Consider the following 26,791-nt stretch of genomic DNA (forward strand, 5'->3'; position numbering starts at 1 on the left):
TGCGGCGAGGCGTGCGGCGGGGCGGCGAGGCGTGCGGCGGGGCGGCGAGGCGTGCGGCGGGGCGGCGGTGCGGCGGGGCGTGCGGCGGTGCGTGCGGCGGTGCGGCGGGGCGCGGCAGTTTGCGCGGGGGTGCCGGGATCGCGTCGTGAGTGTTCGTCGCGGTTAGAACCGGGATTGCCTCACGAGCAGGGCTGGCGGCGAGCGGTGGCGTCGTGAGTGCTGGTCGCGGTTAGAACCGGGATTGCCGCTCACGACCCCGCGCTGGAGAACGCCCGGATCCCGGACACCTTCCACTCGGTGCCCTGCCGGACGAGGTCGAGGTGGACCGGCAGCCGGTTTTCCCCCGGGTTCTGGCCGCCGCTCGTCGTCACCAATGCCGACAGCACCGCCGCCGCCTTGGTGCCGTCCGGGCTGAGTTCGGTCAGCGCGGCGGTCGAATCCGCGCCGAAGGCCGCCTTCTTCCCGGTCTTGCGGATGCTGTCCTCGGTCTCCTGGCGGCTCATCCGGAACTGCGAAAGAAGCGGTTCGGCGGCCACCTCTTCCCACTTCGCGTAGCTGCCGTCGATGTTCTTCGGGTCGATGGTCATCAGGATCCCGCCGTCCTGGACGGCCGCGTTGACGGCGGCGTCCCGGGTCGCGGCGAGGCCGTCCGCTGGGCTGGGGGCGGCGGTGAGCTTTCCGCGCGGGTCGAAGTTCAAATCCTGCAGCTGCCAGTGCCCGTTCGCCTTGCCCGCGGTGACCAGGATGAGCGCGACGCTCTGGTTCTTGGCTCCGTCGGGGCGTTTGCTGTGCTGCGCGGCCACCACCAGCATCCGCGCGTGCTCCGGGGTCAGCTCGGCCAGACCGGTTTCGATCACCTGTGTCTGCGTGGTCACCGGCTCAGTGCGGACCTCGGCGAAGGTCTTGTCGAACTGCGCGCGAGCCCCGCCGGTCAGGTACTCCTGCTCGGTTTTCGCGACCTCTTCCGGCTTCGTGGAGTCGTAGCTGAACGCCGTCTCCACGGCCTTTTTGACGCCGGACACCGCGTCGCTGGTCGCCTTGGTGTCCACATAGGCCACATTCGCCGGTGCGGGAGCAGGCGCGGGCGGCGCGGGTTGCTCGGACGCGGCGCATCCCGCGGTGAGCAACGCCGCGGCGAGAACGGCGCGCCTCACAGCAGGCCCGCCTCCCTCGCGAGAGCACCTGCTTGGAAGCGCGACGTCGCACCCAGTACATCCATCAATTCCGCCACCCGCCGACGGTACGTCCGCAGCCCGACGCCCATCGCCCGGGCCGCCTTCTCGTCCGTGGAACCGGAAGACAGCAGGTCCAGCAGCTGTGGCGTGTACTGCCGCAACTCGGCGAACCGCGTCTCGTACGCCTCCATCGCGGTCGACGAGCGCCAGGCGGCCTCGAACAGCGACGAGATGCCGCGCACTAGATCCGGGGCGGTCACGACGTTGTAGCCGGGACCGGCGGCGAGGATGGCGACACGGCCGTCGAGCAGGATCGTCTCGTTGATCTCGTGGTCGCTGATCCGGACTTCCGCGCCGAGCCGGTGCAGTGTCCGCAGGTGTTCCGCGCCCGCCGGGTCGAGCAGGACGCGCGACAGGTAGACCTTGCGGATCCGCAGCTTCCGCTCTTTCGGCAGCTCCTGGGCGAATTTCTGCATCGCGGACCAGGTGTGCAGGTCGTTCGCGGCGCAGGCGAACTCGTCGGCTCCGGCGAGCAGGTGTCCGGCGCGTTCGACCAGTTCTCGCTCGTCGCGGATGTTCGCGACTTCCTCGGCTCGGGGCACGTCGTCCAGTGTTCCCGCGTTGGCAGCTTGCTGCCAAACCCACCGCGACGACCGGCCGCGAAGCACGCTGGAGACATGACCGAAACGACACTTCCCGCCGCTGCCGCGGGCACCTGGCAGCTCGGCTCCCGCACCGTCAACCGGCTCGGCTTCGGCTCGATGCGGCTCGGCGGCTCGCTCGACCCGGCCGCGCCGATCGACGCCGGTCGCGCGATTTCGGTGCTGCGCCGAGCCGTGGAACTGGGCGTGAACCACATCGACACCGCGGCGTTCTACTTCGGCGCCACCTGGTCGGCCAACGCCTTGATCAAGGCCGCGCTCGCCCCGTACGGCGAAGACCTCGTGCTGACCACCAAGGTCGGCCCGTCGCGCGACGAATCCGGCCAGTTCCGGCCGTTCGCCCGTCCCGACGAACTGCGCGGCCAGGTCGAGCAGAACCTGCGCGAACTCGGCCGCGATCGCATCGACGTCGTCAACCTGCGCATCGGCACCGGCCTGGACCGCGGCTCCGGCTCGCTCGCCGAGCACTTCGGCGCGCTGGCCGAACTGCGCACCGAGGGGCTGATCGGCGAGCTGGGCATTTCCAACGTCAGCGCCGAACACCTCGCCGAGGCCCAAGCGATCGCGCCGGTGGTGTGCGTGCAGAACCAGTACGGCCTGTCCGTCCGCCGCGAGGACGACGAACTGCTGCGGCTGTGCGGCGAACAGGGTGTGGCTTTCGTGCCGTTCTTCGCGGTCGCGAGTGGACAGTCCGACGAAGACGAACGAGTCGCCGAGGTCGCGCGGCGGCATGACGCGACGAGCGCTCAGGTGCGGCTGGCGTGGACGCTCGCGCAGGGTCCGCACGTGCTGGCGATCCCCGGTACGAGTGACCCCGCGCACCTGGACCAGAACGTCGCCGCGGCGGCGCTGAAGCTATCCGACGAGGACCTCAAGACCCTCGACGCGCGCTGAACGCTAAGCGTGCCGATTGTGCCGGAACATCTCGATCGGGTGAACAGGGCCTGACCCCGAGGCGAATATGTCCCCCTCAGGTGTCACTCGCCTCACGACCGGGCTTCCAGGACTAGGCCGGAAGGCTACCGGGATGCTTACGATTCCCCCGTGACCACGCCTGTTGTCCTGCTGACGGCCATCGGCGCTCTTGTCGTCGGCGCGGTCGCCGGGTTCCTGACGGCCAGGGCGCGCGCCCGGCGCGAGGCGGCCCGGCCCACCGGTCCCACTGTCGCGGAGCTGCTGATGCGGCTGATCCGCTCTTCCAACAACGGCGTCATCGTGCTCAACCGGTTCGGCGACCTCGTGCTGCACAACCCGCGGGCGTACGAACTCGGCCTGGTCCGGGTGAACCAGGCCGATCGGCGGGCGCGCAAGGCCGCCGAGCAGGTGGTCGAGACCGACGAGCCGATGGAGGTCGACCTCTCGCCGCTGGAGAGCCGCGGCCGCCGCCAGCCCGAGGCGGTGCTCGGCGAGGTACGGCCGCTCGGCGACGGGTTCGCCGTCGTCGAGGCCGTCGACCACTCCGAAGCCATCCGGCTGGAGGCGGTCCGCCGCGACTTCGTCGCCAACGTCAGCCACGAGCTGAAGACCCCGGTCGGTGCGATCGCGCTGCTCACCGAGGCCGTGCTGGACGCCGCCGAGGACGTCGAGGAGGTCCGCCGCTTCGGCGGCAAGATCCTGCGCGAATCCACCCGGCTCGGCCAGCTCGTCACCGAACTCATCGCGCTGTCGCGGCTCCAGGGCGCCGAACGGCTGCCCGACCTCAACGTGGTCGAGGTCGACGCCGTCGTGCGCGAGGCGCTCGGGCGCACCACGCTGTCCGCGGAATCCGCCGACATCACCATCACCACCGACGCGGCGAGCGGCCTGCTCATCGAGGGCGATCGGACGCTGCTGGTCACCGCGCTGTCGAACCTGCTGGAGAACGCCGTCGCGTACTCGTCGGCGGGCAGCCCGGTGTCGATCTCGCGCCGGCTCGCCGACGGCATGGTCGAGATCGCGGTGACCGACCGCGGCATCGGCATTGCCGAGGACNCCGAGGACGAGCAGCAGCGCGTGTTCGAACGCTTCTACCGGGCGGACAAAGCGCGTTCGCGCGCCACCGGCGGCACCGGACTCGGACTGGCGATCGTGAAACACGTCGCGGCCAACCACGGCGGTTCGGTCGGCCTGTGGAGCCGTCCCGGCACCGGGTCGACGTTCACCCTGCGCATCCCCGCGCACGTGCGCACCGAACCCGCCGACACCGCACGCAAGGCCGCGCCCGCGCGGCCGGACAAGACCCCCGAGCGGACACCCCGGCTCGTGGCAACCGGGCAGGAAGTCTCCAGCCCAGACCATGGAGGAAACCTGTGACGAGGGTTCTCATAGTCGAGGACGAAGAGTCCTTCGCCGACCCGCTCGCCTTCTTGCTGCGCAAGGAGGGTTTCACCGCGGCAGTCGCGGTGACCGGCCAGCAGGCGCTTGAAGAGTTCGACCGCAACGGCGCCGACATCGTGCTGCTCGACCTGATGCTGCCCGGGATGAGCGGCACCGACGTCTGCAAGCAGCTGCGGCAACGCTCCGCGGTGCCGGTGATCATGGTGACCGCGCGCGACAGCGAGATCGACAAGGTCGTCGGGCTGGAACTCGGCGCCGACGATTACGTGACCAAGCCGTACTCCGCGCGCGAGCTGATCGCGCGGGTGCGCGCGGTGCTGCGCCGCGGCGGCGAACCGGGCAGCGACGGCGAACTCGCGCCGCTGGTGCTGTCGGCCGGGCCGGTGCGGATGGACGTCGAACGGCACGTGGTGACCGTGGACGGCGGCGAGGTCTCGTTGCCGCTCAAGGAGTTCGACCTGCTGGAGTATCTGCTGCGCAATGTCGGCCGGGTGCTCACCCGCGGCCAGCTGATCGACCGGGTGTGGGGTGCGGACTACGTCGGCGACACCAAGACGCTCGACGTCCACGTGAAGCGGCTCCGCTCGAAAATCGAGCCGGACCCGGGTTCGCCGCGGCACCTGGTGACCGTGCGCGGGCTCGGCTACAAGTTCGAGACCTGAGCCGCCCTCCCGGGCCGTCCGTGAAGGACTCCTTGAGGGAATCTGATTCCTTCAAAGAGTCCTTCACGGCTTTTGTCCGGGTTTCACCGCACACCGTGCCGGGTCGCGCACGCTGAGTTGATGTAGATCCGAGTGGAGTTGGTTACAGTTTCGAGACCTGGCACTGGGACCGGTACGCTGAATCCTCGTGCGCCTAGGGGTACTCGACGTCGGTTCCAACACCGTCCACTTGCTCGTGGTGGACGCCCACCGTGGCGCCCACCCGACCCCGATGCACTCCGAGAAAACGATGCTGCGGCTGGCCGAGCAGCTCACCGGGTCCGGCGAATTGAGCCGTCCCGGCGAGGACGGCCTGGTCCGGGCGGTCGAATCGGCCAAGGCCGCGGCCGCGCGGCTCGGCTGCGAGGACGTGCTGGCGTTCGCGACGTCCGCGGTGCGTGAGGCGAAGAACTCGGCGAAGGTGCTGGCCAGGGTAGGCGCCGAGACCGGCGTCACCCTGCGCGTGCTGTCCGGCGAGGACGAGGCGCGGCTCACCTTCCTCGCGGTGCGCCGGTGGTACGGCTGGTCGGCCGGGAAACTGCTGGTGCTGGACATCGGCGGCGGTTCGTTCGAGGTCGCGATGGGTCGCGACGAGGAACCCGAACTCGCGGAGTCGCTTCCGCTGGGCGCCGGGCGCACCACCCGCACCCGCTTCCGCAACGACCCGCCCACGCGTTCCGAGGTAGTCGCGACGTCGGCCTGGCTGGAGGACCAGTTCGCCGGGCTCGCGAAGAAGGTCGCCGGACAGGGCCTGCCGGACCGGGTCGTGGCGACCTCCAAGACGTTCCGCTCGCTCGCCCGGCTGACCGGGGCGGCCCCCTCGGCGGCGGGCCCCCGCGTGCGCCGTACGCTCACTGACACTGCCCTTCGCCAGCTCATCGCCTTCATTTCGCGGATGACCGCCGCGGATCTGGCCCAGCTGGAAGGCGTCAGCGGGAGCCGGTCGCACCAGCTCGTGGCCGGTGCGCTGGTGGCGCAGGCCGCGATGCGGGCGCTTTCCCTGACCGAGTTGGAGATTTGCCCCTGGGCGCTGCGAGAGGGCGTCATCCTGCGCCGGTTGGACCATGCCAACGGGGCGGACGACACTGGGGCAGCGGCCGCCGGCGTTTCGGCGAGCGGGGAGGACCGGTGACAGCAGCGGACTGGACTTGGCCGACGAAGACCAGGCACGGTGAAGAGGTGACGGACATGCACTGCACGGTGTCGATTGCGCGCGGCTCCGGAGGCAGGTGTGCCCGAGTGACCACAACCAACCCCGAGCGCGCTTTGGACAGCACGGTATGACGGACCAGACCGGCGGCGACCAGCCCCAGAAGACCGTGGCCGAACTGCTCGCCCAGCACGGGCAGCAGGTCGACGGCGGACGGCGACGCAGGCGCAGGGCGGCCGATGACGAGGACGAGGCCGCCCCGCGGCGCTCGGGCCTCACCGACACCGGACCGCAGGCGATCATCGACCGGGTGGCGTCCGAGGGCGGCACCCCGCCGCCTCCTTCGCGCCCCCCGGGCGGCCGCCGCCGTCCGGACGCGGCCCAGCGGCCCGGCCCGCAGGAATCGGGCCAGTACCCGCGTCCTGGGCAGCAGCCTTCGGGCCAGTACCCCGTGCCGCAGGAATCCGGTCCGCCGCCGATGAACGGCCAGTACCCGGCTCCGCAGCCGAACGGCCAGCAGGACTCGGCCTACGTGCGTCCCCCGGCTCCGCCGCAGGAGTCCGGGCAGTACCCGCGGCCTCCCGCCAACGGCCAGCAGGATTCGGCCTACGTGCGCCCGCCCGCGCCGCCGCAGGAGTCGGGCCAGTTCGCCCGCCCCGCGCCGCCCGCGGCCGGTCCGCAGGGCACCGGCTACCTGCGTCCCGCCGCGCCGCAGGACTCCGGATACGCGCGTCCGCCCGCGCCGCCGCAGGAATCCGGGCAGATGCCGGTGCCGCCGCGCGGCCGTCCGCCGCGTCCGCAGGCCGCCGACGAGGAGACCCGCGGCGCGGTGCCGCCAGTCCGCCGTCGACCGGCCCCGCAGGCTCCGCCGCCCCCGCCTCAGGACGGCGGCTTGGCCGCCCGCCTCGACGGTCTCGACGGCGATGCCCCGGAACCGCCCGCACCGCCGATGGCGAGCGGTGCGTTCCCGGCCCCCGGTGCTCCGGCAGCTCCGCCCAACCGGCCGCGGCGTGCCCCGGCCCGCCGTCCGGCGCCGAAGCAGGAGCCGCACACCGAGCAGTTCGACGCGATCGACGGTCCGCCCGCCGAGGGCGGCACCGAGGACGCGCCGCCAGCGGGTCTTGTCGGCTGGCGTCAGCGCCGGCAGGCGGAGCAGCTGGAGGACACCGAGGTCGGCATGATGCCAGCGGTCCCGCCCGCTGGTGCGGAGCCGGAACCGGCGGAGGGATACGCCGAGGACGACTACGTCGACGACGGCTACGAGGACGAGTACCCGCCCGCCGCGGCGGACTACGACGCGGGCCCGCCGACCGCGGGCTACCCGGCCCCGATGCCGTTCGCGCCGGGCGGCAAGGACCCGGCCGAGGACGACCTGGCCGAGTACGAGCGCGAATTCGCCGAGCCGTCCGGTTACCCCGAGGACCAGCCGGACTTCGAGGGCGACGACGGCTACGGGTACGAGCACGCCGAGGGCTACGAGCACGCCGAAGGCGACGAGTACGACGACTACCCCGAGGAAGCCGACGCTCCGGAGGCCGAAGCCGAGCCGGAACCCGCGGTGTCCGCGGGCAAGCAGTGGCTGACGCTGGCCGGACAGCTCGCGCTGGGCGTCGTCGGCGGTGCCGCCGTGTGGCTGGGCTTCAACTGGCTGTGGGTCAACCTCGCGCCCGCCGCGCTCGTGGGCGCGCTGCTGGTGATCGTCGCGCTGGTCTGGATCGTGCGGAAGATCCGGCGCGCCGAGGACCTGCAGACGACCCTGCTGGCGATTCTCGTCGGGTTGGTGGTGACGGTGTCGCCCGCGGCGCTGTTGCTGGTGGCCAAGTAGCTCGCCGCCGAGGACGCTGGGGCAGGATGGGCGCGTGAGTGAGAGCGCGCCCGTCCCCGTGGGTCTGAGCACCGCCTCGGTGTGGCCGCTGCGCGCGGGCGCGGCCTTCGAGCTGGCCGCCGATCTTGGCTACGACGGCGTCGAGGTCATGGTCTGGGCGGATCCGATCAGCCAGGACGTCTCGGCGATCCGGCGCTGGTCGCGGCGTACCGGGATGCCGGTGCTGTCGGTGCATTCGCCTTCGCTGCTGATCACGCAGCGGATCTGGTCGCCGGACCCGGAGGTGCGCCTGCGCCGCTCCGTGGACGCCGCGCTGGAGCTCGGCGCGCGCACGGTCGTGGTGCATCCGCCGTTCCGCTGGCAGCGGCGGTACGGCGACGCGTTCGGCGATCTGGTGGACGAGCTGGAGGACGCCAGCGGCGTGGACATCGCGGTGGAGAACATGTTCAAGGTCCGCCCGCCCGGCGGTTCGCGTGACGCGCGCGTGTCGGCTTTCCGGCCCTCGATCGATCCCACGGACGTCGGATTCCGGCACTACACCTTGGATCTGTCGCATTCGGCCGCTGCGCGGATGGACGCGCTGGCGCTCGCGGACCGGATGGGGGCGGGGTTGAGCCACGTCCATTTGGCGGATGGGACGGGGATTCCGAAGGACGAGCACCTGATTCCGGGGCATGGCGGGCAGCCGTGTGCGGAATTGCTGGAGAAGCTGGTCAGTGACGGCTTTTCCGGGCAGGTAGTGCTGGAGGTCAACACCCGCCACGCCACCGACACAGCGTCGCGGGCCCGGGCGCTGGCCGAAGCGCTGCTGTTCGCCCGGTTGCATCTGGGGCAATGATCCGCGGGTGATCTTGCTCGGCTGTCCGGGCGGTCCCTGCCCGGCTCGGCTCGCAAAGGCGGCCGGGCACCGTAAAGTGCGGGCGTGACCTCGTTGCCATCGCCGTCTCCAGATTTCGCCGGACCCGGTTCCACGCGCCGTATCGCCGTGGCCGGTCGTCCGTGAGCGCGGCCGACGACACCGCGACCGCTTTCGACGGGGCCACCTCAGTGCGGTCGCTCGGGGACGGCACGTTCACCGCGACGCTGCGTGCGGAATGGTCGATCGGGGTCCATCCGCACGGCGGTTTCCTGGTGGCATTGCTGGCAAAAACCGCCGCCGCCGCATTGCACGAGCGCGGGGACGCGACGGTCGATCCGCTCGCGGTGAGCACCGAATTCCTGCACGCGCCCGCGCTCGGCCCGGTGTTGCTGCGCGCCGACGTGCGCAAGGTCGGCCGCCGGGTTTCGGTGGTCGCGGTGTCGCTCGAACAGCGCGGCCGGGCCTGCGTCGAGGCGAGGGTCACGGTCGGCCGGTTGCCGATGCGCCGTTCCGAATGGACGGACCTGCCGCAGATGCCCGCCGAACCGCCGTCGAGCGCGCCGCAGCTCGGCAAGGACACTCCGGAAGGCCCGTTCCACCTGTCTGCCGCCTGCGACGTCCGCCTGGATCCGGCGACCGCGGGATTCCTGTCCGGACGCACCGGCGACCCGCCCCGGCTGCGGATGTGGGCGCGTCCGCGCGTTGGCCAGCCCGACGTGTACTTCTCGCTGCTGGCGGGGGACCTCAACCCGCCGGTGGTGGCGAACCTCGGCAGGCACGGATGGGCCCCGACCGTCCAGATGACCTCGCTGCTGCGCACCCGTCCGGCCCCGGGCTGGCTGCGGATCCTCGTCGAATCGCGCTCGGTGCACGAGCCGTGGTTCGACTCGGACGCGACCGTCGTGGACGCCCAGGGCAGGCTCGTCGCACAGGTGCGGCAGCTGGCGCTCGCCCCGGCACCGGGCGGCTGAGCCGCGTTTGGCACGCTGGCCGCATGAGCGCAGCTTGCAAGCGAATCATCGCGATTCATGGCGTCGCCTCCAGCGCAACCAGCGTGAAACTGCGCACGGAGGCGACGGCATGAGTGTCATCGCGGTGCTGGGTGCGGGAAAGATCGGCGAAGCCCTGCTGTCGGGCCTGCTCAACGGCGGCCAGGAGCCAGGCGACCTGCTCTTCACCGAGCGGTACGAACAGCGGGCGCGCGAGCTGGAGACGCGCTATCCGGGCATGAAAGCGGCGACCGTCGCGGACGCGGCCCGGCGCGCGGACATCCTCGTGGTCGCGGTGAAGCCACAGGACATCGAGCCGGTGCTGGACGAGCTGGCCCCGCTGCTCGGGACCGCGTCGCTGGTCGTCTCGCTGTGCGCGGGACTGCCGACCGCGCTGTACGAACGCCGCCTCGCTTCGGGGGTGCCGGTGGTCCGCGTGATGCCGAACACTCCGATGCTGGTCGGCGAGGCGATGAGTGCGATCTCACCCGGCAAGCACGCGACGCCCGCGCACCTCGCGACGGTCAAGGAGCTGCTGTCGCACGTCGGCCAGGTCGTCGAGGTGCCGGAGCGGCAGCAGGACGCGGTCACCGCGCTGTCGGGATCCGGTCCGGCGTACTTCTTCTACCTGGTCGAGGCCATGATCGACGCGGGCATCCTGCTCGGCCTGCCGCGCGCGCTGGCCGGGCAGCTGATCATCCAGTCGGCGGTCGGCGCGGCGAAGATGCTGGCCGAGGGCCAGGACCACCCGGTGCTGCTGCGCGAGGCGGTGACGTCCCCGGCCGGGACGACCATCAACGCGATCCGCGAACTGGAGAAGCACGGCGTGCGCGCGGCACTGCTCGACGCGATCGAGGCCGCTCGTGACCGTTCGGAGGAGCTGGGCCGCGCCCACGAAAACTGATCGCCTGTGCGCGAACCGCCTCAACGGGGTTTTTCAGCAGCGCGGTGTGGGGCGGTTCGCGGGAGCGGTGCTCGTCGGGGCTTTTTGGCGCACCTCGGCATCGCGTGGCCCCCGCTGGCGCAGTGGCGAGGGTTGTCCCTGGCCGAGCGCGGCCCGGCCGTCGGCGGGAGCGGAGAGAGCCCGCACGCAACGGCTAGGTGCCATTGGAGTGGTTCGGGCTCGGGCTCGAAGGAGGGCGGCGGCGGGTGCACTGGTCCGTTCAGTGCCCCCGGCGCTGGAGTGGACGATCGGCCGAATCCGGCAAACCGGATACCGCTGCGCCGTCCGGGCTACGCGAAGCCCCTGGTGAGGGCCCATCCTGGTGACAGGCGTCGCACGAGTCCCACCTGTCCCGCTACCCTCGGAAGAGCACGTGCGTGTCGATACCACAGGTGGGGAAGCCTCGTGGCGCGACACGTGTCGAAGGACGCGGTAAACATGTCGCCGAACAAGAAGGAGGATTTGCCCGCGGTAGGGCAGGTCCAGTTTTTGACAGTCGCCGAAGTGGCCACGCTGATGCGGGTCTCGAAGATGACCGTGTACCGCCTGGTGCATTCGGGCGAACTTCCCGCGGTCAGAGTCGGGAAGTCCTTCCGGGTGCCGGAAAAAGCGGTGCACGAGTATCTGCAAGGGGCTTACTTCGACGTCGGATAACGGCTCCGCCGCTCCGTCGAGTACGGCGGCGAGGCCGGGTCCGGGGGGTCGCCGGGCATGCGTCAAACCATGCCCGCCGACCAGCCCGCGCCGGGACGCTAGTAACCTGGTAAACCGCTCGTGCCTGTGCGCTCCACCCGTTGGACGCTGCGCCGGGCAGCGTGACCGACGACCAAGAGGAGCGCCCATGGGTTCCGTGATCAAGAAGCGCCGCAAGCGCATGTCGAAGAAGAAGCACCGCAAGCTGCTGCGCCGTACGCGCGTGCAGCGGCGCAAGGCCGGCAAGTGAGCCGTCCGCGCGGCTAGCGTTTCGTGGCCCGTCCAGTCCCTGGACGGGCCACACTCATGTTCGGGCCCGGGTACGCCCGATCGAGTGAGGCGCGTATCGCAATCCGGACGTCCCTCGTAAAAACGAGGTAAGGCCTGGTCAGAAGGGTGTCCGGGGCCGGTAACATGGCAGGTGCATCAGCGCGATGCTTCCAGCGAGTGCAAGTTCGCGCACCCCCAGTGATCACTCCGTCTTGCACACTGCTGCCGATCAGGGAGTTCCATGGCCTCGAACATCGTGCTCGTCACCGGGGTCGCCGGCGACCTTGGCGGGAAGCTGCTCGCCCGGCTCGGCTCCCATCCGGATCTCGAGCGGGTGATCGGCGTCGACACCGCTCCGCCCGCCAAGGACGTCCAGCAGCGGATGGGCCGCGCCGAGTTCGTGCGCGCCGACATTCGCAATCCGCTCATCGCGAAGGTGATCAGCAGCGCCGAGGTGGACACCGTCGTGCACACTTCGTGCACCGCGCATCCGGCCGGGCCGAGCCGGCGCGCCGCGGTCAAGGAAGTCAACGTCATCGGCACGATGCGGCTGCTCGCCGCGTGCCAGCGCGCGCCGAAGGTGCGCAAGCTCGTGGTGAAGTCCAGCGCCGCGGTGTACGGCGCGGGCGCGCGTTCGCAGGCGGTGTTCACCGAGGATTCGGAGCTGATCCCGCCGTCGTCCAGCGGATACGCGAAGGACGCGGTCGAGATGGAGGGCTATGTGCGCGGCCTCGCCCGCCGCCGCCCGGATCTGATCATCACGCTCGCCCGGTTCGCGAACATCATCGGCCCCGAGGTCGACACCGTGCTGGCCCGGTACTTCTCGCTGCCGGTCGTGCCGACGGTCTTCGGCTACGACTCCCGGCTGCAGCTGCTGCACGGGTCAGACGCGCTGTCAGTGCTGGAAATGGCGACGTTGGAAGACCGGCCGGGCGTGTTCAACGTCGCCTCCGAGGGCGTGCTCACGCTGTCGCAGGCGATCCGCCGGGCGGGCCGGGTCGGGCTGCCGATGCCGCGCGGCGTGGTGCCCTCGGTCGGGAAGCTGCTGCGCGGCGCACGGCTGGTCGATTTCTCCGCCGACCAGGTGCGGCTGCTGAACTTCGGCCGCGCGGTCGACATCACGAAGCTCAAGAAGGAGTTCGGGTACACGCCCCGCTGGACCACCCGCGAGGCGTTCGACGACTACGTGGCCGGCCGCGGCCTGCGTCCGGTGCTCGACGGCGGCGCGCTGGCCGGGCTGGCGGGCAAGGTGCTTGAGGCCGCTGCCACCGGGCAGGCGCGCCGATGAACCACGCGACGAGGGCCGGAAGTGAGGCGAACCCCGTGAACGGTGCTGAGGCACAGGTCATTCCGCTGCACGGACCCGGACGGGAGAAGCCGGCCGAGGTTCCCGAGCAGGCTGAGGAGCGGGTGGACGCGCCGGTCGTCGACTTCCCGGCGCAGCCGTCCGGCCCGGTGCGCGAGCCCGCGGCCGATCCGCTGTCGGAATCGGTGCGCAGCGCGCTCACCTTCCTGCGCCACCGGCTCACCGGCGACTACGCGGTGGACGAGTTCGGCTTCGACGCCGAGCTCACCGAGACGCTCGTGCTGCCGCCGCTGCGCGCGTTGTACGAGAAGTGGTTCCGCGTCGACACGTTCGGCGTCGAGAACCTGCCGAAGGCGGGCGGCGCGCTGCTGGTGTCCAACCACTCCGGCACCTTGCCGCTCGACGCGCTGATGACCGCGGTCGCGGTGCACGACGAGACCGGCGGACGGCATCTGCGCGGTCTCGGCGCGGACCTGGTGTTCAAGCTGCCGCTGGTCGGGTCGTTCGCCCGCAAGTCCGGGCAGACGCTCGCCTGCAACGCCGACGCCGAACGCTTGCTGACCAATGGCGAACTGGTCGGCGTGTGGCCGGAAGGGTTCAAGGGCGTCGGAAAGCCGTTCTCCGCGCGGTACAAGCTGCAGCGCTTCGGCCGCGGCGGGTTCGTGTCCGCGGCGATGCGCGCGGGCGTGCCGATCATTCCGGTGTCGGTGGTCGGGGCGGAGGAGACGTATCCGAAGATCGGCGAGCTCAAGGTGCTGGCCCGGTTGTTCGGGCTGCCCTACTTCCCGGTCACTCCGTTCTTCCCGCTGCTGGGCCCGCTCGGCGCGGTGCCGCTGCCGACGAAGTGGACCATCGAGTTCGGCGAGCCGATCCGCACCGACGACTACGGCCCGGACGCGCTCGACGACCCGATGCTGGTGTTCACGCTCACCGACCAGGTGCGCGAGTCGATCCAGCATTCGCTGTACCGGCGGCTTTCCCAGCGGCGCAGCGTATTCCGCGGCTGAGCTTTACCCGGGCAGCTGCCAGCCGCGGCGCACTGAGCGTTCGCAGCGTTGCGGTTCGTCGCCGACGCTGACGAACAGCGCGGTCAGCAGGGGTGCGCCGTGGTCGAGCGTGCCGCGCGGCAGGGGACCGTTCGCGACCAGCGAGACCAGGCCGTGCGCGATGGCCCAGCTTTGCGTGGCGAGTTCGAGCGCGTCGAGGCCTTCGCGGTACCGGCCGGTGTCGCGGCCGCGGGCGGCGGCTTGCACCAGGTATTCGAGGGTGTCGTCGGCGGCTTGGGCGTCTTCCAGCTCGAAGTTGGCGTCGAACATCACGCGGTACAGGTCGGGGTGGGCCAGCGCGTTGCCGAGGTACGCGGAGATCAGCGCGGCGTGGTCGCGTACCGGATCGGCGGACTGGCCGACCTCGGCCATCCGGTGCGCCAGACGGGTAAAACCCTCCTGCCGCAAGGCTTTCCACAGCCCGTCCATGTTGTCGAAGTGCGTGTAGACGGCCATCGTCGACACCCCGGTCCCGGTCACGAGCGAGCGCAGGGTGATCGGTTCGCGGGTGCGGAGCAGCTGCGCTGCCCGTTCGAGCAGCAAGGTGCGCACTGCCGGATCCTTCGCCCTCGCCATGGCGGCATTCTATAGCATTGCAATGCTATGTTTTCAGGACCGACGATCTTCAAGGCTTCAGGAGGAAACATGGCCGTCAGCCTGGTCAATCCCGCTTCGCTGCCGCAGGTCGGCCTCTACCGGCAGGTGGCCGTCGCGACGGGCTCGCGGACGGTCTACATCGCCGGGCAGGTGGCGCGGACCGCGGATGGCGGGCACGTCGGCGAAGGGGACCTGGCCGCGCAGGTCGAGCAGGCCTACCTGAACGTGGCCGCGGCGCTGGCCGAGGTGGACGCCACGTTCGCCGACGTGGTCCGGCTGACGGTGTATTTCGTCGAGTGGTCGCCGGAGAAGATGGGCGAGTTCGTCGCGGGGGTGCAGCGGGCGGAGAAGAAGCTGGGAGTGACGGTGCAGGCGCCGTTGACGGGGGTGGGGGTGGCGTGTCTGGCGGAGCCGGATTTGTTGGTGGAGGTGGAGGGTATTGCGGTGCTGGAGTAGGTCGTGAGTGCTGATCGTCAGCACTCACGACGCTTTACCGGCGGCGATAGGCCATCCCCGCCGCCACGGCCCCTGCCACGGCACCCGCGCCGAGCACGGACGGGACGCCGATCCGCGCGGCTTTGCGCCCAGTGCGGAAATCACGGATCTCCCAGCCGCGGGCGCGGGCGACGTCGCGCAGGCCGCTGTCCGGGTTGACCGCGACCGCGGTGCCGACGACCGACAGCATCGGGACGTCGTTCTGCGAATCCGAATAAGCCGTGCAGCGCTTGAGGTTCAGACCCTCCCGCGACGCGAGCGCGCGGACCGCGTGCGCCTTCGCGCGGCCGTGCAGCATGTCGCCGACCAACCGTCCGGTGTAGACGCCGTCCTTGGTTTCCGCGACCGTGCCGAGCGCGCCGGTGAGGCCGAGGCGGCGCGAGATGATCGCGGCGAGTTCGATCGGCGTCGCCGTGACGAGCCACACGCGCTGGCCCGCGTCGAGGTGCATCTGCGCGAGCGCGCGGGTGCCGGACCAGATCTTGTCCGCCATCNCGCCATCAGCTCGTCGTAGATCTCCTCGCTCATCGTGGTGAGCTCCTCGACCGTGCGACCGGCCACAAAGGACAGCGCACGCTCGCGGTGGGTCTTGATGTCGGCCTTGTTCTCGCGGCCGCCGATGCGGAACTTGACCTGGTCCCACACGAAACCGGCGAGGTCGGCCGAGGTGAAGAACTTGCGCGCGGCCAGCCCGCGAGCGAAGTAGAAGATCGACGCGCCCATCATCATCGTGTTGTCCACGTCGAAGAAGGCACCCGCGGTGAGGTCCGGCGGCGCGGGCGGAACCGTCGTCGCCAGCTGAGCCGAGGAGGAGGCGGCCTCCGCCGACGCTTCTCCGGCGAGCGTGGCGAGCCGCTCCAGTTCCTGACTCTTATCCTTGCCACGCCAAGCTGACACGCACACCGCCTCCAGGTTCGGGCACGTCCCGGCGGACGACGCCGACCGGGTCCTGCAGCACAGGGTAGCGACCGTGCGACTCACCCGTTGGAGATGTGGCCCGCGCCTCGGACAGGGGTTGCGTTCCGGAGTGACGCACGTCGCTGACCTCGGCGTCAGCCGATGACGATCGGCGGGAGTCCGGGCAGCAACGGCGGGATCGAGACGACCGGCGGGGGCGCGGGCCGGGTCGGGATCCGCGGCGGCGTGGGAGCGGTGATCGGCGGCGAGACGCTCGGCGGGACCGGCGGGTGCGGGACCTCGGCCGGGGTCGGCGTCGGGGTCGGGGTGCCCGGGTTGCTCAGCGTCGGCGACGAGACCGAGCGCACCGGCAGCGGGGAATCCGTCGGCGGGACGCTCGTCCCGGGGGCCGGAGGCGGGCTGCTCGGCGTGGAGCCGCCGGGCGAGAGCGGTTGCTGCGTGCACGCGCCGCGCGCCGGGAGGAGGCCCAGTTCGTCGGTGGTGCCGGTGGTGATCTGGTAGCAGCTCAGCCGCGAGCCGAGCGCGGAAGTCCGCTGCTGTACCCGGTCGAGCAGGAGACGAGCCTGCTGGAGGTCCTCGCGGGCGGATGCCGGGAAGTCGGCCTGCTCCGCTTCCAAGTGCTGCGACTGGGTCTGCGCCCACGATTCCAGCGTCGTCAGCCGCGTGCGGTTGCCGGCTGTCGTCGCCAACTCGGTGAGTTCGGCCACGCCCGCGCGGACGTCGCTGCTGAAATCGTGCAGGGCGGTTTGGTACGCCGACGGGCTGGCGTCGCTCATCCGGCCCAGTTCGGTGACGCGGTTCGCGGCGAACTTCAGGTGTTTCTCGGCCTTGGCCCCGTCGCCGAAGGTCAGGCCGAGCGACGTGACTTCGCCTGCTCGCTTCACGCTGTACAGCGCGTCTCCGGGCAGGGCGTCTCGTGAAAGCAGCAGGGTGAGCCCGCCAAGGCCGAGGATTAACGCGATGCCCGCGGCGACGAGGTCGGCCATTCGCGGCCGCCACCGTCGGCGGGGGAGCGGTTCGCCGATGCGGCCTTCGATCTCGGCGCGAATCCGGGCTCGGGTAGCGGGATCGGGGGCGCCTGCTTGGCCCAGTTCGTGCAGTGCGCCGACCAGGGCCAGCTCTTCGGCGAACTCGTCCGGCCGCCGTCCGGGGGAAGCATTGATCGCGTCGTCGAACCGCTCGCTCTCGGTCCGACCACGCGAAAACCACCCGGGCACGCCCACGGTGCTGCTCCGTCTCCACCCAACGCCCGGCCCTGACCGCCGGTCTGGGTGAGAAACGATTAAGAAGCCGGAAAAGTTACGGCTGTTCGTTGAACGATCAACGCAGGCCGGTGGGCAGCAGCTGCGCGAGCCGCCGGACCGCCCGGTGCTGCAGCGCCTTCACCGCGCCCTCGTTGCGGTCCATGATCTGCGCGGTCTCCGCGACCGACAGCCCCTGCAGGAACCGCAGCACGATGCATTCGCGCTGGTCCTCGCCGAGCTCGGCGACGCAGCGCAGCAGCTCCGTGCGGGTCGCGCCCGCGATCGCCTGCTGTTCGGGCCCGGCTTGGGCGACCGGGCCGACCGGTCCGCCGGGCACACCGCCCGGTTCGGCGACCTCGTCGGTGACGACCTCGAGCCGGAACCGGCTGGACTTCACGTGGTCGAGGATCAGGTTGCGGGCGATGGTGACGAACCACGCGCCGACGTCGCGGCCCTGGTAGCTGACCGACGTGATCCGGCGCAGCGCGCGCAGGAAGGTCTCGCTGGTGACGTCCTCGGCCAGGTCGCGGTCGCCGAGGCGGAAGAGCGCGTAACGGTAGACGACGTCGACGTACCGGTCATACAGCTGCCCGAACGCGGACGACTCGCCCGCCTGCGCGGCCCGCACCAGTTCCCACGCCTCGGCCTTCGCGACCTCGGCGGGGTCCGGCTCGGCGTCGGCCTTGGGCAGCGGCACGGCGGCCGCGGACGAGCCGAACACGCGGTCGGCGAACATCGAGACCGGACCGCGATGGGGAGCGGCGGACAGGGTGATCGGACGGGTCATCGAGCGGCACCTCCGGCTGTCCCTGGTGCGGCCGGGTGCGTACCCGAGGGCGTGCGGGCGTGCCGCGGCGCGTGTCCCACACCCTCGTGGACCGGCAGCTTCGGCACGACGACTCCCTTGCTCGGGTCACCCGGTAGTGATCAACGCCACCCGGCGACGCAGTGCAGCATACGTGTTGTTACCGCGAAGTAGGTAGTGTCCCGGTCAGGCAGAGGTGCGACGATCGCGCGGCATCCCCATTACGGGTGACAAGATGACGAATCCGCAACGGAACGAGAGGGGTGGGGGTGGACCGGATCAGCACCGCCCACGGCGTCGCCGGCCTGCTCGCCGACGCGGCCGGCCGCTGGCCGGAACGCACGGCGCTCGTCGAGACGGGCACGGGTGCCACGCTGACCTGGCGAGAGCTGGACGAAGCAGCGCACGCGCAAGCACGCCGGCTGGTCTCCGCCGGCGTCGCGCCGGGCGACCCGGTGGTGCTGCGGCTCCCGACGTCGGCTGACTTCGCGGTCGCCCTGTTCGCGGTGCTGCGCGCGGGCGGAATCGCCGTGCCGCTGTCTCCGCAGGCCCCCGCGCCCGAACTGGAACGGCTGCTGGAGCACTGCGGCGCGAAACGCGTGGTGCAGCGCGACGACGCCGAGCTGCCCGAGGGCATCGCCGGACTGCCGCCGCGCAGCGACGAGCCGGGCGATCCGGTCGAACTCGGCCGCTCCGGCGAGGACATCGCGGTCATCTCCTACACCTCCGGCACGACCGGCCCGCCGCGCGGAGTGCTGCTGTCGCACCGTGCGTTGCTGGCGAACCTCGACCAGTTGTCCCAGGTGGACGGGGTGACCGAGCACGACGACCGGGTGCTGGTGTCGATCCCGCTCTTCCACGTCTACGGCCTCGGCCCCGGCCTGCTCATGGCCACGGCGGTCGGCGCGACGCTGGTGCTGTCCGAACGCTTCGAGGCCCGGCGGACGCTCCAGGACTGCGCCGAGCATCGCGTCACGGCGATCACCGGCGTGCCCGCGATGTACAACGAATTCGCCGCGCTCGACCCCGAAGAACTGGCTGACGGCCTGGCGACTGTGCAACGGCTGACCTCCGGTGCAGCGCCGTTGCATCCGAAGGTGCTCGCGGCGATCCGGGAGGCCGCCGGGGTCGAGGTGTACGAGGGCTACGGGCTCACCGAATGCGCGCCGGTGGTGACGTCGACGCTGGTCACCGGCTATCCGAAGCCCGGATCGGTCGGACGGCCGCTGCCCGGGATCGAGCTGCGGCTGGTGGGGTCGGACGGGTCCGCGGACGAACTGCCGCTCGATCCGGAGGAGCCGGACGACGTGTTCGAGGCAGGCGGCAGCACCGGGCTGGTGTCGGTGCGCGGCGCGAACCTGTTCTCCGGGTACTGGCCGGACGGTGCGCACGGGCCGGACGCCGAGGGCTGGTTCCGGACCGGCGACGTCGGCTACCTCGATTCCGACGGCGATCTGCACCTGGTCGACCGGGCCAACGACTTGATCATCGTGAATGGCTTCAACGTCTTCCCGCATGAGGTCGAGGAAGTGATCTCGCAGCTGCCTGGGGTGGCCGAGGCCGCCGTCGTGGGCGTGGTCGACGAGCGAAGCGGCGAAGCGGTGAAGGCGGTCGTGGTGCCTGCGGAGGGCGCGGCGTTGTCGGAGCAGCAGGTGGTGGACCAGTGCACCGCGCATCTCGCCGGGTACAAGGTGCCGCACACCGTCCAGTTCGCGGAAGCGCTGCCGCATTCGGCGACGGGGAAGCTGCGCCGGCTGAAGTTGCGCTGAGCCTAAGGTGGGTTGGTGCGCAAAGTGACCGTGATGAGCCGCGAAGGATGCCACCTGTGCGACGTGGCCGAGGCGGACGTCGCGCGGATCTGCGGCGAGCTGGGTGTGCCGTGGGAGACCGCGGACGTCGACAGCGACCCGGAATGGCGGGCCGAATACGGCGACCAGGTGCCGGTGATCCTGATCGACGGGGTCGAGCACGGGTATTGGCGCGTCGAGGAAGAACGGCTGCGCGCGGCACTGCGGTAAGCAACCCGTAAGCGCTTTGAACGGGCCGGACCCGGCCGGACCCGCCGAAGATGGTGGGGTGAGTGCGTTGAAAGAAGCCCCGCCGGCCGCCCGGCCGCGCCTGTCGCTGGGCATCGCGACATTCATCGGGCTGGTCTCGCTGGCCGTCGCGCTGGGCGTGGGGCATCTGGTCGCCGGATTTGTCGGATACAACGCGTCGCCGTTCGTCGCGGTCGCGGACTTCGTCATCGCGCACAGCCCGCACGCCGTCGTGGTGTGGGCGGAGCAGACGATCGGGACCGCCGACAAGACCGTGCTCAAGATCGGCCTGGCCGTGGTGCTGCTGGCGTTCGCGGTGCTCGCCGGACAGCTTTCACGCCGTCGCCCGCTGCCCGGCCAGGTGCTGGTGATCGTGGTCGGCGCGTTCGGGATCGTCGCGGTGTTCGAGCGCACGGACGTCGGACAGCTCGCATTGCTGGCTCCGGTACTGGCGCTGGGTGCTTCGCTGCTGGTGTTCAGCTGGCTGCACAAACGCGCGCTGCCGGCGGAAACCGAACCGCGGCAAGGACTCAGCCGTCGCCAGGTGTTGCAGCGCGGCGCGGGAATCGCGGCAGGCGCCGGCGTGGCGGCGATCGTCGGCGAGGTCGTGTCCACCACCAGCAGCGCGACCGGCTCGCGCGCGTCGATCGGCCCGCTGGTCGCCGCGAAGAAGGCCCCGCCGCTGCCGCCGGACGCGGATTTCCACAAGCTCGGCTCGCCGCCGTTCATCACGCCGAACGGGAGCTTCTACCGGATCGACACCGCGTTCGTCGTGCCGCAGGTGCGGGCCGAGGACTGGACTCTGAAGATCCACGGCCTGGTCGACCGCGAGGTGAGCTTCTCCTACGCGGACATCCGGAACCGGCCGCTGGTGGAACGGACCGTGACGCTCACCTGCGTCTCCAACGAGGTCGGCGGCGACCTGATCTCCACCGCGAACTTCATCGGCGTGGACCTGGTCGACCTGCTGGACGCGGCGGGAGTGCGAACGGGCGCGCAGCAGATGTACGCGACCAGTGCCGACGGCTTCACCTGCGGCACTCCGGCCAACGTCGCGCTCGACCCGGCACGCGGCGCGATGCTCGCGATCGGCATGAACGGCGAGGCACTGCCGGTCGAGCACGGCTTCCCGGCGCGGATCGTGATCCCCGGGCTCTACGGCTACGTCTCGGCGACCAAATGGGTCACCGACCTGGAGTTCACGACCTGGGACGCGCGGCAGGCCTACTGGCTGCAGCGCGGCTGGGCGGAGCAGGCCCCGATCAAGACCGAATCGCGGATCGACGCACCGGGTGACGGGACGTCGGTGCGCGCGGGCAAGGTCCGGGTCGCGGGGACGGCGTGGGCGCAGCACGTCGGGATCGCGAAGGTCGAGGTGCGGGTGGACCAGGGCGCGTGGTTCCCGGCGACGCTTTCGGCCGAGGTCAACCAGGACACCTGGCGGATGTGGTGGGCCGAGGTGCCGGTCCCGCCGGGCAGCCACACGGTGACGGTGCGGGCGACGGATCAGTCCGGGTACACGCAGACAGACCACCCCGCGGACCCGGTCCCGGACGGCGCGAGCGGGTGGCACACGGTGCCGTTCACCGCCGCCTGAGCGAGTGCGGTTGTGCTTCCGGTCATGCGGATGACCAGTGACTTTGTGCATGCGTTCACAAGTGGACTACCGTAGGAACCCGCCCCCGCGAGGACCGGCATCGAACCGGACGGAAGCCGTGGGGTCAAGGGTTGGTTTTCCACTGCCGGTCGAGGCAGGTGGGGGACAGCGCGGGCACGAAGCCGGATTGAGGAGAAGTCAGCGTGGTGACACAGCGGGGCGGGCGCAGCGGTGCCGAACCGCCGGCCACGCCTCCCCGTGACGAATCCGACGCCGCCGAACCCGCCCCGCCCGCCGCGCGCCGGTCCGGCGGGCGGCACGCCGCGGGCAGCCGCCGTCGAGCCACGGTGAGCGAGAACGGCTTGGCGCGCAACGGAAACTCGGCGGCTCGCGCCGAGAACGGGGACGACCAGGTCGCCGGCGGCGGCGACCACGCCGCGGGCAACGGGCGCGTCTCCGGAAATGGCCGGGCCGCGTCCGGCAACGGCCGCGCCAGCCGGGCGGGCACCCGAGCCGCCGCCGAAACCCCGGCCGAGGAAGACGCCAAACCCCGCACCCGCCGCGCGGCCCGGACTTCCCGCCCCGCCCCGGACGCCGACAACGCGCCGACCGCCGAGATGCCCGCTGTCTCCGACGCGGAAGACACCGCGGTCCGCGCGAAGCAGATCCCGGAGGCCGCGGTCGCGCGGCTGGCCGTCTACCTGCGGATCCTCTCCGGCTTGGCCGAGCAGGGCACCACCGCCGTCTCCAGCGAGGAGCTCTCCGCGGCAGCGGGCGTGAACTCCGCCAAGCTCCGCAAAGATCTCTCCTACCTGGGCTCTTACGGGACCCGCGGCGTCGGCTACGAGGTGCAGGTGCTCGTCAGCCAGATCGAGCGGATCCTCGGCCTCACCCGGCAGCACCGGGTCGCCGTGGCCGGAATCGGCAACCTCGGCCACGCGCTCGCCAACTACGGCGGCTTCCCCGGCCGGGGTTTCCCGGTCGAGGCGCTCTTCGACCTCGACCCCGACTTGATCGGCGTTCCCGTAGGGGGTCTCCCGGTCTCGCACATGGACGACATTCCTCGGGTTTGCTCCGAACGGGAGATTTCCGTGGGGATCATCGCCACACCTCCTACCGCCGCGCAGTCGGTGTGCGACAGGCTGGTGGCAGGCGGCGTCCAGTGCATCCTCAACTTCGCGCCGGTAGTGCTCCAGGTGCCGGCACACGTCGAGGTCCGCAAGGTCGACCTGGCCGTCGAGCTGCAGATCCTTTCGTTCCACGTGGCTCGGCGCGCCGACAGCGCGGCCGGCGCGGGCGGCGGCACCCCGGAAAACCAGGGGAATGCCGGGTTACCCGGCACCGGCAGGCCCGCCGACAATGGCAGCGGCGGACGAAACGGCGCCGGTACGGACGGCGGTCTCGGAATGGTGGTGCGCTGATGAGCGTGTTGGCGGTCGGGCTCTCCCATCGCAGTGCGGATCTCGGCACGCTGGAGCGTGCGGCGATCCCCGCGGACGAGCTGACCAAGGTCCTGCACGACCTGCAGCAGGCGGAGCACGTCAGCGAGGTCATGCTCGTCTCGACGTGCAACCGCATCGAGGTCTACGCCGTGGTCGAGACCTTCCACGGCGGCGTCAACGACGTCTCGGACGTGCTCTCCCGCAAGGCCGGGATGGAGCCCGCCGAGCTGTACGACAGCCTGTACGTGCACTACGCGGGCGCGGCCGTCGAGCACCTGTTCTCCGTCGCCTCGGGCCTGGACTCGATGGTGGTCGGCGAGACCCAGATCCTCGGCCAGGTCCGTTCCTCGTACGCGACCGCGCGCGACGCCGGCACCGTCGGCCGCACGCTGCACGAGCTGATCCAGACCACGCTGCGCGTCGGCAAGCGCGTGCACGCCGAGACCGGGCTCGACCAGCTCGGCGCGTCCGTCGTGTCCGAGGCGCTCGCCGCCGCGGGGGACATCGCGGGCAAGCACGCGCTGATCGTCGGGGCCGGTTCGATGGGCGCGCTCACCGCGGCGCAGCTGCGCAAGGCCGGGATCGCCGAGATCACCGTGGCCAACCGCACCGAAGCCAACGCCGTCCGGCTGGCCGAAAAGGTCGTCGCCGAGGGGATTCCGGCTCGTTCGGTGCCGCTGTCCTCGCTCGCCGAGGCGGTCGAGCAGGCCGACCTCGTCGTGGCCTGCACCGGGGCGCAGGACGCGGTCTTCCTCGCCGGGCATGTGCCCGCGCGCGCCGGACGCCGGTTGGTCGTCTGCGATCTCGGGCTGCCCAAGGACGTCGACGCCGCGGTCGCCGGACTCGCCGACGTCACCGTGGTCGATCTGGAGACGATCCAGCGGCGCATGCGCGACGCCGGCGCCCCGACCACCGACCGGCAGACCGCCAAAGCCGCCGGCATTGTGCTCGACGAGGTGCGCGAGTACCTCGCCGGACAGCGCAGTGCCGAGGTCACGCCCACGGTCACCGCGCTGCGCAGGCGCGCGGCCGAGGTGGTGGACGCGGAGCTGCTCCGCCTGGACAACCGGCTGCCGGAACTCGACAGCCAGGTTCGCGAAGAGGTCGGCCGCACGGTTCGCCGCGTGGTCGACAAGCTGCTGCACGCGCCGACGGTGCGGGTCAAGCAGCTGGCCGCCGAGACGGCCGACACCGACTACGCCAACGCGTTGCGGGAACTGTTCTGCCTCGACCCGCAGGCTCCTGCGGCCGTGGCGAGCCCGACAGCGCCGGAATCCGAGAAGAAGCGGTAAGTGACCAGAGTCATTCGCATCGGCACGCGGGGCAGCAAGCTCGCCCTCGCGCAGACCGGCATCGTCGCCGACACCCTCCGCGCCACCGGGGCGGAGGTGGAGCTCGTCACCGTCACCACGCCCGGCGACCTCTCCAGTGCCCCGATCTCGCAGATCGGCGTCGGCGTGTTCACCTCGGCGCTGCGGGAAGCGTTGCTGCGCAACGAGATCGACGTCGCTGTGCACTCGTACAAGGACCTGCCCACCGCACCCGAGGACGGTCTCGTGCTGGCCGCGGTGCCGCCGCGCGAGGACCCGCGCGACGCGCTCATCGCGCGCGACGGCCTCACCCTCGGCGAGCTTCCGCCGGGCGCGAAGGTCGGCACCGGCGCGGCGCGGCGGATGGCTCAGCTGCGCGCGCTGGGTCTCGGTTTGGAAATCGTGCCGATCCGAGGCAATATCGATACCCGCATGCGCAAGGTCACCGACGGCGAGCTGGATGCCGTGGTGCTCGCGCGTGCCGGACTGGCCAGGGTCGGCCGGGTGGACGAGATCACCGAAACCCTCGACCCGATCCAGATGCTGCCCGCCCCCGCGCAGGGGGCGCTGGCGCTGGAGTGCCGGGCCGCCGACGTGGACGTCGAGCACCTGCTCGCGTCCGCGGCGGACGACGAGAGCACGCGGGTCGCGGTGACGGCCGAACGGGCTCTGCTCGCCGCGCTCGAAGCCGGGTGCAGCGCGCCGGTGGGCGCGCTCGCCGAGATCGTCGAGGACCTCGACGACGAGGGCGCGGTGGTGGAGCGCATCTCGCTGCGCGGCACCGCTGCCGTCGAAGGCGAGAACGGCGGCGTCGACATGGTGCGGGCTTCCGCGATCGCCGGGATCGGCGAGGCGGAGAAGCTCGGCCGGGAACTGGCCGCCGAACTGCTTGACCTGGGAGCCGGGGAACTGCTCGGCCCCGCGCTGTGACGCCAGCCGTCACCGACCCGCACGACCTGCCCGACACCAGCGGCCGGAGCACCGGCCGCCCAAGAGGAGAAGAACACCAACGATGACCCCTGCTCGCAAGACCGCCGGGCGCGTCGCCTTCGTGGGCTCGGGCCCCGGGGACGCCGGGCTGCTCACCGTCCGCGCCCAGGAACTCCTGGCCAAGGCCGAGGTCGTGGTGACCGACCCGGACGTGCCCGCCAGCGTGCTCGCCTTCGCCGCCGCCGGCGCCGAGGTCCGTCCCGCCGTCGGCGAACCGTCCGACGTCGCCAAGGACCTGACCGCCGAGGCCAAGGCAGGCAGGCTCGCGCTGCGGCTGGTCTCCGGCGACCCGCTGACCAGCCCGGCCGTCGTGGCCGAGGTCCAGGCCGTCGCCCGCACCTCGGCCGTGTTCGACGTCATCCCGGGCGTCGCGCCGGGCACCGCGGTGCCGGCGTACGCGGGGGTCGCGCTCGGCGGCACCTACACCGAGGCGGACGTCCGCGGCGAGGTCGACTGGGGCGCGCTGGCCGCCGTCGCGGGCCCGATCGTGCTGCACGCGACCTCGGCGCACCTGGCCGAGGCAGCGAGCCAGCTCACCGAGAAGGGGCTGCCGCCGACCACCCCGGTCGCGGTCACCGCGAACGGCACCATCAACACCCAGCGCACGCTGGACACCACGCTGGCCTCGGTCGCGAACGACGCGGGCGAGCTGGTCGGCCCGCTGGTCGTGACCGTCGGGCAGGCCGCCGGGCAGCGGTCGAAGCTGTCCTGGTGGGAGTCGCGGGCGCTGTATGGCTGGAAGGTCCTGGTGCCGCGCACCAAGGAGCAGGCGGGCGAGATGGCCGAGCGGCTGCGCGGCCACGGCGCGACCTCGCACGAGGTGCCGACCATTTCGGTCGAGCCGCCCCGCAGCCCGGCGCAGATGGAGCGGTCGGTCAAGGGCCTGGTCGACGGCCGCTACCAGTGGATCGTCTTCACCTCCACCAACGCGGTGCGCGCGGTGTGGGAGAAGTTCGAGGAGTTCGGCCTGGACGCGCGGGCGTTCTCCGGCGTGAAGATCGCCTGCGTCGGCGAATCGACCGCGGCGAAGGTGCGTTCCTTCGGCATCATTCCGGAGCTGGTCCCGACCGGCGAGCAGTCGTCCGAGGGCCTGCTGGCCGAGTTCCCGCCGTACGACGACGTGCTGGACCCGGTCAACCGCGTCCTGCTGCCGCGCGCCGACATCGCCACCGAGATCCTGTCGGCCGGCCTGGTCGAACGCGGCTGGGAAGTGGACGACGTCACGGCCTACCGGACCGTGCGGGCCGCGCCGCCGCCAGCCGAGACCCGCGAGATGATCAAGACCGGCGGCTTTGACGCGGTCTGTTTCACCTCGTCGTCGACGGTGCGGAACCTGGTGGGGATTGCCGGGAAGCCGCACACTCGCACGCTGGTCGCGTGCATCGGGCCGAAGACCGCCGAGACTGCGGTGGAGTTCGGTCT

General features: G+C 71.3%; 25 protein-coding genes and 1 pseudogene. 20 read left to right on the forward strand and 6 right to left on the reverse strand.

From position 1 onward, the window contains the following. Window positions 1-248 precede the first annotated feature (248 nt). Window positions 249-1,154 carry a hypothetical protein gene (locus A4R44_RS34215; RefSeq protein ID WP_202505607.1) on the reverse strand — a complete coding sequence of 302 codons (906 nt, stop codon included), beginning with the start codon at window positions 1,152-1,154 and terminating at the stop codon, window positions 249-251. After that, window positions 1,151-1,777 carry a response regulator transcription factor gene (locus tag A4R44_RS34220; protein WP_067590302.1) on the reverse strand — a complete coding sequence of 209 codons (627 nt, stop codon included), beginning with the start codon at window positions 1,775-1,777 and terminating at the stop codon, window positions 1,151-1,153. Before A4R44_RS34220 ends, A4R44_RS34215 begins: the two co-directional genes overlap by 4 nt. A 75-nt stretch (window positions 1,778-1,852) precedes the next feature. Here A4R44_RS34220 and A4R44_RS34225 point away from each other — a divergent pair, with 75 nt between their 5' ends. The 12 genes from A4R44_RS34225 to A4R44_RS34275 all read left to right on the forward strand — a co-directional run bounded on the left by A4R44_RS34225 (window position 1,853) and on the right by A4R44_RS34275 (window position 13,896). Then, the gene (locus A4R44_RS34225; RefSeq protein WP_067590030.1) at window positions 1,853-2,731 is read left to right on the forward strand and encodes an oxidoreductase; all 879 of its coding nucleotides are present in this window, start codon (window positions 1,853-1,855) and stop codon (window positions 2,729-2,731) included. 150 nt (window positions 2,732-2,881) lie between these two features. Continuing rightward, window positions 2,882-4,129, forward strand: coding sequence for a cell wall metabolism sensor histidine kinase WalK (locus A4R44_RS34230; protein WP_067590032.1), 1,248 nt, complete (start codon window positions 2,882-2,884; stop codon window positions 4,127-4,129). Beyond that, window positions 4,126-4,815, forward strand: a complete 690-nt coding sequence (locus tag A4R44_RS34235; RefSeq protein WP_009071942.1) for a response regulator transcription factor — start codon at window positions 4,126-4,128, stop codon at window positions 4,813-4,815. The genes A4R44_RS34230 and A4R44_RS34235 overlap by 4 nt, the downstream gene beginning before the upstream one ends. A 187-nt stretch (window positions 4,816-5,002) precedes the next feature. Beyond that, window positions 5,003-5,986, forward strand: a complete 984-nt coding sequence (locus A4R44_RS34240; protein ID WP_067590035.1) for a Ppx/GppA phosphatase family protein — start codon at window positions 5,003-5,005, stop codon at window positions 5,984-5,986. A gap of 148 nt (window positions 5,987-6,134) precedes the next feature. Next, window positions 6,135-7,829, forward strand: a complete 1,695-nt coding sequence (locus A4R44_RS49475; RefSeq protein WP_198545547.1) for a phage holin family protein — start codon at window positions 6,135-6,137, stop codon at window positions 7,827-7,829. A gap of 34 nt (window positions 7,830-7,863) precedes the next feature. Further along, complete coding sequence (locus A4R44_RS34250) at window positions 7,864-8,667, forward strand: sugar phosphate isomerase/epimerase (RefSeq protein ID WP_067590038.1); 804 nt, start codon at window positions 7,864-7,866, stop codon at window positions 8,665-8,667. A gap of 161 nt (window positions 8,668-8,828) precedes the next feature. Further along, window positions 8,829-9,659, forward strand: coding sequence for a thioesterase family protein (locus tag A4R44_RS34255; RefSeq protein ID WP_067590041.1), 831 nt, complete (start codon window positions 8,829-8,831; stop codon window positions 9,657-9,659). A gap of 109 nt (window positions 9,660-9,768) precedes the next feature. Then, the gene (gene proC, locus A4R44_RS34260) at window positions 9,769-10,581 is read left to right on the forward strand and encodes a pyrroline-5-carboxylate reductase (RefSeq protein ID WP_067590045.1); all 813 of its coding nucleotides are present in this window, start codon (window positions 9,769-9,771) and stop codon (window positions 10,579-10,581) included. A gap of 477 nt (window positions 10,582-11,058) precedes the next feature. Next, window positions 11,059-11,274 carry a helix-turn-helix domain-containing protein gene (locus A4R44_RS34265; RefSeq protein ID WP_037353555.1) on the forward strand — a complete coding sequence of 72 codons (216 nt, stop codon included), beginning with the start codon at window positions 11,059-11,061 and terminating at the stop codon, window positions 11,272-11,274. 187 nt (window positions 11,275-11,461) lie between these two features. Next, a complete protein-coding gene (locus A4R44_RS46550) occupies window positions 11,462-11,563 on the forward strand; it encodes a 30S ribosomal protein bS22 (protein WP_007030867.1) in 102 nt (33 codons plus the stop codon). Between the two features lie 261 nt (window positions 11,564-11,824). Then, window positions 11,825-12,871: an NAD-dependent epimerase/dehydratase family protein gene (locus A4R44_RS34270; protein WP_067590048.1), complete on the forward strand. Its 1,047-nt coding sequence runs from the start codon at window positions 11,825-11,827 to the stop codon at window positions 12,869-12,871. Continuing rightward, entirely contained in the window at window positions 12,868-13,896 is a 1,029-nt protein-coding gene (locus A4R44_RS34275) for a lysophospholipid acyltransferase family protein (protein ID WP_067590051.1), read from the forward strand. Before A4R44_RS34270 ends, A4R44_RS34275 begins: the two co-directional genes overlap by 4 nt. A gap of 3 nt (window positions 13,897-13,899) precedes the next feature. On the opposite strand, the gene A4R44_RS34280 is transcribed toward A4R44_RS34275, so the two are convergent. After that, complete coding sequence (locus tag A4R44_RS34280) at window positions 13,900-14,511, reverse strand: TetR/AcrR family transcriptional regulator (RefSeq protein WP_067590054.1); 612 nt, start codon at window positions 14,509-14,511, stop codon at window positions 13,900-13,902. A gap of 69 nt (window positions 14,512-14,580) precedes the next feature. Here A4R44_RS34280 and A4R44_RS34285 point away from each other — a divergent pair, with 69 nt between their 5' ends. Continuing rightward, window positions 14,581-14,988 carry a RidA family protein gene (locus tag A4R44_RS34285; RefSeq protein ID WP_067590056.1) on the forward strand — a complete coding sequence of 136 codons (408 nt, stop codon included), beginning with the start codon at window positions 14,581-14,583 and terminating at the stop codon, window positions 14,986-14,988. Between the two features lie 34 nt (window positions 14,989-15,022). Here the strand turns inward: A4R44_RS34285 and A4R44_RS34290 are convergent. The 3 genes and pseudogenes from A4R44_RS34290 to A4R44_RS34300 form a co-directional block, all read right to left on the reverse strand. Further along, window positions 15,023-15,939 (reverse strand): annotated as a pseudogene (locus A4R44_RS34290) (HAD family hydrolase). A gap of 140 nt (window positions 15,940-16,079) precedes the next feature. Continuing rightward, complete coding sequence (locus tag A4R44_RS34295) at window positions 16,080-17,168, reverse strand: DUF5667 domain-containing protein (RefSeq protein ID WP_095213799.1); 1,089 nt, start codon at window positions 17,166-17,168, stop codon at window positions 16,080-16,082. Window positions 17,169-17,265: 97 nt separating this feature from the next. Beyond that, window positions 17,266-17,976, reverse strand: coding sequence for a sigma-70 family RNA polymerase sigma factor (locus A4R44_RS34300; protein WP_067590059.1), 711 nt, complete (start codon window positions 17,974-17,976; stop codon window positions 17,266-17,268). A 281-nt stretch (window positions 17,977-18,257) separates the two neighbouring features. Between A4R44_RS34300 and A4R44_RS34305 the strand changes: the two genes are divergently transcribed. From A4R44_RS34305 to A4R44_RS34335, 7 genes are all read left to right on the forward strand, one after another. Beyond that, the gene (locus A4R44_RS34305; RefSeq protein WP_067590062.1) at window positions 18,258-19,763 is read left to right on the forward strand and encodes an AMP-binding protein; all 1,506 of its coding nucleotides are present in this window, start codon (window positions 18,258-18,260) and stop codon (window positions 19,761-19,763) included. Between the two features lie 12 nt (window positions 19,764-19,775). Then, entirely contained in the window at window positions 19,776-20,012 is a 237-nt protein-coding gene (locus tag A4R44_RS34310; protein WP_093571938.1) for a glutaredoxin family protein, read from the forward strand. 58 nt (window positions 20,013-20,070) lie between these two features. Beyond that, window positions 20,071-21,627, forward strand: a complete 1,557-nt coding sequence (locus A4R44_RS34315; protein ID WP_067590065.1) for a molybdopterin-dependent oxidoreductase — start codon at window positions 20,071-20,073, stop codon at window positions 21,625-21,627. A gap of 617 nt (window positions 21,628-22,244) precedes the next feature. Further along, window positions 22,245-23,048 carry a redox-sensing transcriptional repressor Rex gene (locus tag A4R44_RS34320; RefSeq protein ID WP_067590311.1) on the forward strand — a complete coding sequence of 268 codons (804 nt, stop codon included), beginning with the start codon at window positions 22,245-22,247 and terminating at the stop codon, window positions 23,046-23,048. Beyond that, window positions 23,048-24,361, forward strand: a complete 1,314-nt coding sequence (locus A4R44_RS34325; protein WP_067590068.1) for a glutamyl-tRNA reductase — start codon at window positions 23,048-23,050, stop codon at window positions 24,359-24,361. The genes A4R44_RS34320 and A4R44_RS34325 overlap by 1 nt, the downstream gene beginning before the upstream one ends. Next, window positions 24,362-25,309, forward strand: a complete 948-nt coding sequence (gene hemC, locus A4R44_RS34330; protein WP_067590074.1) for a hydroxymethylbilane synthase — start codon at window positions 24,362-24,364, stop codon at window positions 25,307-25,309. Between the two features lie 82 nt (window positions 25,310-25,391). Then, window positions 25,392-26,791: bifunctional uroporphyrinogen-III C-methyltransferase/uroporphyrinogen-III synthase (locus tag A4R44_RS34335; RefSeq protein ID WP_067590313.1), on the forward strand; the 1,400-nt coding region annotated here is incomplete at its 3' end.

Origin of the sequence: Amycolatopsis sp. M39 (assembly GCF_001651785.1) — a bacterium.
In the GTDB taxonomy this organism is placed as follows: Bacteria; Actinomycetota; Actinomycetes; order Mycobacteriales; family Pseudonocardiaceae; genus Amycolatopsis; species Amycolatopsis rubida.